Source organism: Pseudomonas sp. (genome assembly GCF_049590575.1).
Taxonomy (GTDB): domain Bacteria; phylum Pseudomonadota; class Gammaproteobacteria; order Pseudomonadales; family Pseudomonadaceae; genus Aquipseudomonas.
The window spans coordinates 1-8,231 of the sequence record NZ_JBAWDE010000355.1; the positions used below are offsets into that span (position 1 = coordinate 1).

Below are 8,231 nucleotides of genomic sequence, written 5' to 3' on the forward strand. Positions count from 1 at the left end.
GTAACGCACCAGGCCATGGCGCAAGCCGTCAATCGCGCCGACGGCCGCCGCCGCGCCCACGGCCAGCAGCGACACCGGCGCGGCCTGGGTCATGCTCAAGCCCAAACCCAGCACTAACGCCGGCACCCCAAGGATGCCGCCGCCCGCGCCGGTCAGGCCCATGACCAGGCCCATCACTACCCCCAGCACACTGGCCAGCAGCATTCAGTCCACCTTGCTTAGGCGGGTCAGCCACTCGCGGCCCTTGAGCATGCCGTTCCAGTAGAACCACGGCAGCAGCGTGGCCTTGAGGAACCACATCGAGCGGCGCGCACGGGTCGGGTCGAGGGGAAAGGTCGGCAGCAGCTTGCCGCCATACCCGAACTCGGCCAGCACCACTTTGCCCTTCTCCACCGTCAACGGGCAGGACCCATAACCGTCGTATTTGAGCGGCAGCGGCGCCTGTTTGCGCAGGGCCAGCAGGTTTTCCGCGACGACCACAATTTGCTTGCGCACGGCGGCGGCCGTCTTGGCGTTGGGGGTGCCGCACACATCACCCAGGCCGAAGATATGCGGGTAGCGCAGGTGTTGCAGGCTATGGGGGTCGACCTCGCACCAGCCGGCAGCGTCGGCCAGCGGGCTCTGGCAGACAAAATCCGGCGCGACTTGCGGTGGGACGACGTGCAGCAGGTCGAAGGATTTCTCTTCAAGCGTGACGTTGCCTTCGGTGTCTTTCACTTCAAACCAGGCCTTGCGGGCCGGGCCATCGACCTTGACCAGGTTCGAATTGAACGCCAGGCGCGCGTTGTATTTCTTCACGTATTCCATCAGCGGCGGCACAAAAGTCGCCACGCCGAACAACGCCGCGCCGGCCAGGTTGAATTCGACGTCGATCTGTTTCAGGTGGCCGTGCTTGAGCCAATGGTCGCAAGACAAATACAGGGCTTTTTGCGGCGCACCCGCGCATTTGATCGGCATGGCCGGCTGGGTGAAAATCGCCTTGCCGCCCTTCAACTGCTGCACCAGTTGCCAGGTATAGGCCGCGTGCGGGTAGCTGTAGTTGGAGGTGACGCCATTCTGGCCGAGGGTGTCCTCCAGGCCTTGGACTTTTTCCCAGGCCAGGCGAAGGCCAGGGCAGACGATCAGGTTGTTCCAGGTCACGCGCTGGCCGCTGTCGAGCACCAGGGTCTGCTCGTCGGGCCGCAGCTCGGTCACGGCGGCCTGCACCCAGGTGACGCCATCGGGCAGCACGTCCGCCAGCGGGCGGCGGGTCTTTTCCAGGTCGTAGGCGCCGCCGCCCACCAGGGTCCAGGCCGGCTGGTAGCAGTGGTGGTCGCTCGGTTCGATCAGGGTGATGTTCAGGTGCGGGTCACGCTTGAGCAAGCTGGCCAGCAGGCCAATGCCTGCAGAGCCGCCGCCGATGACAACGATATCGCCACTGATGGTGGGGCCCCAGTGTTGGTCGGTCATGGTTGACTGCCTTTTCTATTCGATGCACACAAGGGTCGCTGCCGTACGGCGTCACGCCCCGCTAATGGTTCGATCCTTTGCCCCGGACCGTTTTTTTGCCTTAAGCTCGCAAGCCTATGTGGAAAACATCTCGAATGTAAGCCGCAAAACGTTACCAAGGACCGCCGCCATGCCCGCACTGATTCAAGCCTTTCTGGACGAGGCATCGTCGACCTACACCTACGTCCTACATGAGACAGATGATGGCCCCTGCGCCATCGTCGACTCCGTACTCAACTACGACCCGGCCTCGGGGCGGACCGACACGCGCCAGGCCGATAAAGTCATCGCCTACGTGCGCGAACATCGCCTGCAGGTGCAGTGGCTGCTGGAGACCCACGCCCACGCCGACCACCTGTCCGCCGCGCCGTACCTGCGCCGGACCCTGGGCGGCAAGATCGCCATTGGCCAGTCGATCAGCCAGGTGCAGGGGGTGTTCAAGAACCTGTTCAACCTGGAACCGGAGTTTCGCGCCGACGGCTCGCAGTTCGACCACCTGTTTGCGCCGGATGAAATCTTTCATATCGGCACCATCAAGGCCCAAGCCCTGCATGTACCCGGCCACACCCCGGCCGACATGGCCTACTTGATCGACGACCGGTTGATCCTGGTGGGCGACACGCTGTTCATGCCCGATGTGGGCACCGCGCGCTGCGACTTCCCTGGCGGCGATGCGCGGCAGTTGTATGCATCGATGCGCAAGCTGCTGGCGTTTCCGCCGCAAACCCAGTTGTACGTGTGCCACGATTACCCGCCTGAGGGTCGTGAAGCCAAATGCCTGACCACCGTGGCCGAGCAGCGCGCGGGAAATATCCATGTGCATGACGGCGTGGATGAAGCGGCGTTTGTACAAATGCGCACCACGCGGGATGCCGGGCTGGGGATGCCGACGCTGTTGCTGCCGGCGATCCAGGTGAATGTGCGCGCGGGGAATATGCCGCCGGCTGAGGAGAATGGGGTTGTGTACCTGAAGATCCCTCTCAACCAACTGTGAAATACAGTTAATAAATGTGGGAGGGGGTGTTCAGGAACCCAGGCTGATGCCATTCGCCGGCAACGGCAACGCAGTTTTGTAGCGCACTTGCTTGAGCGCAAAGCTTGAGCGGATGTTGGCCACGCCCGGCACTTTGGTCAGAAAGTCCATCATGAAGCGCTCCAACGACTGGATGGTCGGCACCAGCACCCGGATCAGGTAGTCCGGGTCGCCGGCCATCAGGTAACACTCCATCACCTCGGGCCGGTCGGAAATCGCCCCTTCGAACTGTTGCAGCGCCAATTCATTCTGTTTTTCCAGGCTCACGTGGATAAACACATTCACGTGCAACCCCAGCAGGTCGGCGTCGAGCAGCGTGACCTGCTCACGGATCAGCCCCAGTTCCTCCATCGCCTTGACCCGGTTGAAACACGGCGTGGGCGAGAGGTTGACCGAGCGGGCCAGGTCGGCGTTGGTGATCCGCGCATTCTCCTGCAGGGCGTTGAGAATGCCGATATCGGTACGGTCCAGTTTGCGCATGAGACAAAATCACCTGTTTATTATGTTTATGCAGGTTTTTTATCCGCAAATACCCCCAAGCGCAATGAAACACAGATAAATATTCTTCTACGCCACGCCTATGATGTTTGTAGGACAGGATTTCTTCTACCCGAAGACTGACTGCCAGCTAGCGCGCCCACTACAAGAAATTCACAAGATAGAGCGTAGAAAGCCATGAATCAGCCGTATGCACCGCTGCGCCTGCACGTTCCCGAACCCTCGGGCCGCCCGGGCTGCAAGACCGACTTTACCTACCTGCGCCTGACCGACGCGGGCCTGGTGCGCAAACCCGCCATCGACGTAGAACCCGCCGACACCGCCGACCTGGCCAAGGGCCTGATCCGCGTGCTTGACGATCAGGGCCAGGCCCTGGGGCCGTGGGCCGAAGGCATCCCCGTGGAGATTCTGCGCAAAGGCATGCGTGCCATGCTCAAGACGCGAATCTTCGACAACCGCATGGTGGTCGCCCAGCGTCAGAAAAAAATGTCGTTCTACATGCAAAGCCTTGGCGAAGAAGCCATCGGCAGCGCCCAGGCCCTGGCCTTGAACATCGACGACATGTGCTTCCCCACCTACCGCCAGCAAAGCATCCTGATGGCCCGCGAAGTGCCGCTGGTGGACCTGATCTGCCAGTTGCTGTCCAACGAGCGCGACCCGCTCAAGGGCCGTCAGCTACCGATCATGTATTCGGTCAAGGACGCCGGTTTCTTCACCATTTCCGGCAACCTCGCCACCCAATTCGTACAGGGTGTGGGCTGGGGCATGGCCTCGGCGATCAAGGGCGATACCAAGATCGCCTCGGCCTGGATCGGCGACGGCGCCACCGCCGAATCGGACTTCCACACCGCCCTCACCTTTGCCCACGTGTACCGCGCGCCGGTGATCCTCAACGTGGTCAACAACCAGTGGGCCATCTCGACCTTCCAGGCCATCGCCGGTGGTGAAGCCACCACCTTCGCCGGACGCGGCGTGGGTTGCGGCATCGCCTCCCTGCGCGTGGACGGCAACGACTTTATCGCGGTGTACGCCGCCTCCGCCTGGGCCGCCGAGCGTGCGCGGCGCAACCTCGGCCCGACCCTGATCGAATGGGTCACCTACCGCGCCGGCCCGCACTCCACCTCGGACGACCCGTCCAAGTACCGCCCCGCCGACGACTGGAGCCACTTCCCGCTGGGCGACCCGATTGCCCGCCTCAAGCAGCACCTGATCAAGATTGGCCAATGGTCCGACGAGGAACACGCGGCGGTCAGCGCCGAACTTGAAGCCGAAGTGATTGCCGCGCAAAAACAAGCCGAACAATACGGCACCCTTGCCGGCGGCCAGATTCCAAGCGCCGCGACCATGTTCGAAGACGTCTATAAAGAGATGCCGGAGCACTTGAAGCGCCAGCGTCAAGCGTTGGGGATCTGACCATGAACGATCACAACAACAGCATCGAAGTGGAAACCGCCATGACCACCACCACCATGACCATGATTCAGGCCCTGCGCTCGGCCATGGATGTGATGCTTGAGCGTGACGACAACGTGGTGGTGTTCGGCCAGGACGTCGGCTACTTCGGCGGCGTGTTTCGCTGCACCGAAGGCTTGCAGACCAAGTACGGCAGCTCGCGGGTGTTTGACGCACCGATCTCGGAAAGCGGGATTGTCGGCGTGGCGGTGGGCATGGGCGCCTACGGCCTGCGCCCGGTGGCGGAAATCCAGTTCGCCGACTACGTCTACCCGGCAACCGACCAGATCATCTCCGAAGCCGCGCGCCTGCGTTATCGCTCGGCTGGCCAGTTCACCGCGCCGCTGACCATGCGCATGCCCTGCGGCGGCGGCATCTACGGCGGCCAGACCCACAGCCAGAGCATCGAAGCGGTGTTCACCCAGGTCTGCGGCCTGCGCACGGTGATGCCGTCCAACCCCTATGACGCCAAGGGCCTGCTGATCGCCTCCATCGAAAACGACGACCCGGTGATCTTCCTCGAGCCCAAGCGCCTGTACAACGGCCCGTTCGATGGCCACCACGACCGCCCGGTAACACCCTGGTCGAAACACCCGCAAGCCCAGGTGCCGGACGGTTACTACACCGTGCCGCTGGACGTGGCCGCCATCGTGCGTCCGGGTTCGGCCGTGACCGTGCTGACCTACGGCACCACCGTGTATGTGTCGCAAGTCGCCGCCGAAGAAACCGGCATCGACGCCGAGGTCATCGACCTGCGCAGCCTGTGGCCGCTGGACCTGGAAACCATCGTCAAGTCGGTGAAGAAGACCGGCCGTTGCGTGGTGGTGCATGAAGCCACCCGCACCTGCGGCTTTGGTGCCGAGCTGGTGTCGCTGGTGCAGGAGCATTGTTTCCATCACCTGGAAGCGCCGATCGAACGCGTTACCGGTTGGGACACCCCCTACCCGCACGCGCAGGAGTGGGCGTATTTCCCAGGGCCGACCCGCGTGGGCGCGGCGTTGAAACGGGTCATGGAGGTCTGAATGGGCACGCACGTTATCAAGATGCCGGACATTGGCGAAGGCATCGCAGAAGTTGAACTGTCGGTCTGGCACGTGAAGGTCGGCGACGTGGTCGTCGAAGACCAGGTGCTGGCGGATGTGATGACCGACAAGGCGATGGTGGACATTCCCTCGCCAGTGCACGGCAAGGTGATTTCCCTCGGCGGCGAGCCGGGTGAAGTGATGGCCGTGGGCAGTATTCTGATCAGCATCGAGGTGGAAGGCGCGGGCAATGCCAAGGACGCGCCGGCGGCTGCCGAGCCGGTGAAGGCTGCTGCGGCATCCGCGCCGGTGGCTGAAGCTAAACCGGCGCCAGCGAAGGAGCCGAGCAAGCCCGCACCAACCGTGGCGGCCCAAGCCCCCGTGGCCCGTGAGGCCGATGAACGCCCGCTGGCCTCCCCGGCAGTACGCAAACATGCGTTGGATGCTGGCATCCAGCTGCGCCTGGTCCAGGGCTCCGGCCCGGCGGGCCGGATTCTGCACGAAGATCTGGAGGCGTTCTTGCTCCAGGGTCCGGCGCAACATAAAACCGCAGCCAACCCCTACGCCGAACGTAACGATGAAGAACAGATCCCGGTGATCGGCATGCGCCGCAAGATCGCCCAGCGCATGCAGGACGCTACCCGGCGCGCCGCGCATTTCAGCTATGTGGAAGAAATCGACGTTACCGCCCTCGATGAGCTGCGCGTGCACCTCAACGAGAAGCACGGCGCCACACGCGGCAAACTGACCCTGCTGCCATTTATCCTGCGCGCCATGGTTGTGGCGCTGCGCGACTTCCCGCAGATCAACGCGCGGTATGACGACGAAAACCAGGTCATCACCCGCCTGGGCGCGGTACACGTGGGCGTCGCCACCCAGAGCGACGTCGGCCTGATGGTGCCGGTGGTGCGGCATGCCGAGGCTCGCAGCCTGTGGGGCAATGCCGAGGAAATCGCGCGGTTGGCCAGCGCCGCGCGCAATGGCAAGGCCAGCCGCGATGAGCTGTCGGGCTCGACCATCACCCTGACCAGCCTCGGCGCGTTGGGCGGCATCGTCAGCACCCCGGTGCTGAACCTGCCGGAAGTCGCCATCGTCGGCGTCAACCGCATCGTCGAGCGCCCTATGGTGATCAAAGGCCAGATCGTGATCCGCAAGATGATGAACCTCTCCAGTTCGTTCGATCACCGTGTGGTCGATGGCATGGACGCGGCGCAATTCATCCAGGCCATTCGCGGCCTGCTCGAACAACCCGCCAGCCTGTTTTTGGAGTAAGGCATGTCTCAGACATTGAACACCACGCTGCTGATTATCGGCGGCGGCCCTGGCGGTTATGTGGCCGCGATTCGCGCCGGCCAACTGGGCATCCCGACCATTCTGGTGGAAGGCCAATCGCTGGGCGGCACTTGCCTGAATATCGGCTGCATTCCGTCCAAGGCCCTGATTCACGTGGCCGAGCAGTTCCAGCAAACCGTCCACCACAGCCAGGGCTCGCAACTGGGCATCGAGGTGGATGTGCCGACCCTGGACATCCGTAAAAGCGTGGAGTGGAAAGACGCCATCGTCGACCGCCTGACCACCGGCGTCGCGGCATTGCTGAAGAAGCACAAAGTGCAGGTGGTCCATGGCTGGGCCAAGGTGGTCGACGGCAAGACGGTTGACGTCGGCGACCAGCGCATCAGGTGCGAGCACCTGCTGCTGGCCACCGGCTCGACCAGCGTCAACCTGCCGATGCTGCCGATTGGCGGGCCGATCATCTCGTCCACCGAAGCCCTGGCGCCCACCCGTGTGCCCAAGCGGCTGATCGTAGTGGGCGGCGGTTACATCGGTTTGGAACTGGGCATTGCCTACCGCAAGCTTGGCGCCGAGGTCAGTGTGGTCGAGGCGCAGGAGCGCATCCTGCCGGCCTACGACGCCGAGCTGACGCAACCGGTAGGCGAATCGCTCAAGCAACTGGGCGTGAAGCTGTACCTCCAGCACAGCGTCAGCGGGTTTGCGGACAATAAATTGCAAGTCCGCGACCCGAATGGCGACACCCTGTCGCTGGACACTGACCAGGTGCTGGTCGCCGTTGGTCGCAAACCCAACACCCAGGGCTGGAACCTCGAGGCGCTGAATCTGGAAATGAACGGCGCAGCGGTCAAGATCGACAGCCGCTGCCAGACCAGCATGCGCAATGTGTGGGCCATCGGTGACCTGAGCGGTGAACCGATGTTGGCGCACCGCGCCATGGCCCAGGGTGAAATGGTCGCCGAACTGATCAGCGGTAAAACCCGCGAATTCAATCCGGCGGCGATCCCGGCGGTATGCTTTACCGACCCAGAACTGGTGGTCGTCGGCAAAACCCCGGACGAGGCCAAGGCCGCGGGCCTGGACTGCATCGTGTCGAGCTTCCCGTTTGCGGCCAATGGCCGGGCGATGACCCTGGAGTCGAAAACCGGCTTTGTGCGGGTGGTGGCGCGGCGTGACAACCACCTGATCGTCGGCTGGCAAGCCGTAGGCGCGGGGGTGTCCGAACTGTCCACCGCCTTCGGCCTGAGCCTGGAAATGGGCGCGCGCCTGGAAGACGTGGCCGGCACCATCCACGCCCATCCGACCCTCGGCGAAGCCGTGCAGGAAGCTGCACTGCGGGCACTGGGCCACGCTTTACATATGTGACCTGCCGCATTTCCCCTGTGGGAGCGGGCTTGCTCGCGAATGCGGTTGATCAGTCAGACGTGTATTGACTGACACCCTGCATT

8 protein-coding genes are annotated in these 8,231 nt (G+C 63.3%); 5 read left to right on the forward strand and 3 right to left on the reverse strand.

What is annotated here, in order from left to right:
• Positions 1-204 (reverse strand): TSUP family transporter (locus WBR57_RS24385; protein WP_424087385.1); only part of this gene is annotated, 204 nt, incomplete at its 3' end.
• On the reverse strand, positions 205-1,449 hold the full coding sequence (locus tag WBR57_RS24390; protein ID WP_424087387.1) for an FAD-dependent oxidoreductase: 1,245 nt from the start codon (positions 1,447-1,449) through the stop codon (positions 205-207).
• Between the two features lie 169 nt (positions 1,450-1,618).
• On the opposite strand from WBR57_RS24390, the gene WBR57_RS24395 reads away from it, so the two are divergent.
• Positions 1,619-2,482, forward strand: a complete 864-nt coding sequence (locus WBR57_RS24395) for an MBL fold metallo-hydrolase (RefSeq protein WP_424087389.1) — start codon at positions 1,619-1,621, stop codon at positions 2,480-2,482.
• A 30-nt stretch (positions 2,483-2,512) separates the two neighbouring features.
• Here WBR57_RS24395 and bkdR read toward each other — a convergent pair whose 3' ends face one another.
• Entirely contained in the window at positions 2,513-3,001 is a 489-nt protein-coding gene (gene bkdR, locus WBR57_RS24400) for a Bkd operon transcriptional regulator BkdR (RefSeq protein ID WP_003174877.1), read from the reverse strand.
• 195 nt (positions 3,002-3,196) lie between these two features.
• Here bkdR and WBR57_RS24405 point away from each other — a divergent pair, with 195 nt between their 5' ends.
• Genes WBR57_RS24405 through lpdA form a run of 4 tightly spaced genes read left to right on the forward strand, consistent with a single transcriptional unit; the run spans position 3,197 to position 8,148 of the window.
• On the forward strand, positions 3,197-4,432 hold the full coding sequence (locus WBR57_RS24405) for a 3-methyl-2-oxobutanoate dehydrogenase (2-methylpropanoyl-transferring) subunit alpha (RefSeq protein WP_424087392.1): 1,236 nt from the start codon (positions 3,197-3,199) through the stop codon (positions 4,430-4,432).
• 2 nt (positions 4,433-4,434) lie between these two features.
• Positions 4,435-5,493: an alpha-ketoacid dehydrogenase subunit beta gene (locus WBR57_RS24410; protein ID WP_101271923.1), complete on the forward strand. Its 1,059-nt coding sequence runs from the start codon at positions 4,435-4,437 to the stop codon at positions 5,491-5,493.
• Complete coding sequence (locus WBR57_RS24415) at positions 5,494-6,765, forward strand: dihydrolipoamide acetyltransferase family protein (protein WP_424087394.1); 1,272 nt, start codon at positions 5,494-5,496, stop codon at positions 6,763-6,765.
• A 3-nt stretch (positions 6,766-6,768) separates the two neighbouring features.
• Positions 6,769-8,148, forward strand: a complete 1,380-nt coding sequence (gene lpdA, locus WBR57_RS24420; protein WP_424087396.1) for a dihydrolipoyl dehydrogenase — start codon at positions 6,769-6,771, stop codon at positions 8,146-8,148.
• Positions 8,149-8,231 lie beyond the last annotated feature (83 nt).